A 1,133-nucleotide genomic window follows, 5' to 3' on the forward strand; every position below is an offset into this window, starting at 1 on the left:
CGCCGGTGCCGTGTCGTCGCCGAGGTCGCAGCGCACCCAGTCGCAGCGCCGGTACGGGTCGGTGCCCGCGCGGGGCAGGCGGCGGGCCAGACCGGTCACCCGGACGTCCGGACCGGTGCCCGGGCCGGTGTCCGGGCCCGGGGTGAGCCGGTGCAGCAGGGCGGTGCCGATGTTGCCGGTGGCCCCGGTGACCACGACTCTCACGGCCCGGGTGTCCCCCGCCCGGGCCCGGGCGAAACCCGGCGGTGCGGGCGGGGCGGCGTGTAAGGTCGCCGCCGGTGGGTACGCCAGGGAACGTGCAGGCGGCGAACGCGCCGGGCGACGGGCCCGACGAGACGGTGGACGCCGTCGTCGTCGGCGCCGGACACAACGGTCTGGTGGCGGCCAACACACTCGCGGACGCCGGCTGGGACGTGCTGGTGCTGGAGGCCACGGACCGGGCCGGGGGTGCGGTGCGCACCGCCGAGCTGACCGAACCCGGTTTCCGGCACGACGTGTTCAGCGCCTTCTACCCGATGTCGGCCGCGTCCCCGATCATCCGCGGTCTGGACCTCGAGCGGTACGGGCTGCGCTGGCGGCACGCCCCGGACGTGCTCGCGCACGTGCTGCCCGACGACCGTGCGGCCGTGCTCTCCCGCGACCTCGACGCCACGGCCGCGTCGGTGGCGCGGTTCGCGCCCGCGGACGACCGGGCGTGGCGCGACCAGTTCGCCGACTGGAGCCGCATCCGGGACCAGCTGCTGGACACGCTGTTCACCCCGTTCCCGCCGGTCCGGCCGGGCGTGCGGTTGGCGCGCAGGCTCGGTGTCGCCGACGGGTTGCGCCTGGCGCGGATGTTCGTGACCCCGGCGCGCGATCTGGGGCTGGAGACCTACGCGGGCGCCGGTGCCCGGCTGCTGCTGGCCGGCAACGCCCTGCACACCGACCTGGGGCCGGAACAGCCGGGCAGTTCGGTGTTCGGGTGGCTGCTGGCGATGCTCGGCCAGGAACTCGGCTTCCCGGTGCCCGAGGGCGGCGCCGGCTCGCTGGCGGACGCGCTGGTGAACCGCCTGGGGACGCGGGGCGGCCGGGTGGTGTACCGGCGGGAGGTCACCCGCGTGCTCGTCGCCCGGGGCCGTGCGGTCGGGGTCGTC

1 protein-coding gene and 1 pseudogene are annotated in these 1,133 nt (G+C 76.9%); one reads left to right on the forward strand and one right to left on the reverse strand.

The features are described from left to right. A pseudogene (locus SACPADRAFT_RS32390) lies at positions 1-204 on the reverse strand (hypothetical protein); the annotation flags it as partial. 74 nt (positions 205-278) lie between these two features. On the opposite strand from SACPADRAFT_RS32390, the gene SACPADRAFT_RS26095 reads away from it, so the two are divergent. Next, positions 279-1,133 (forward strand): phytoene desaturase family protein (locus SACPADRAFT_RS26095; RefSeq protein ID WP_007027700.1); only part of this gene is annotated, 855 nt, incomplete at its 3' end.

It is taken from the genome of Saccharomonospora iraqiensis subsp. paurometabolica YIM 90007 (assembly GCF_000231035.2).
In the GTDB taxonomy this organism is placed as follows: Bacteria; Actinomycetota; Actinomycetes; order Mycobacteriales; family Pseudonocardiaceae; genus Saccharomonospora; species Saccharomonospora paurometabolica.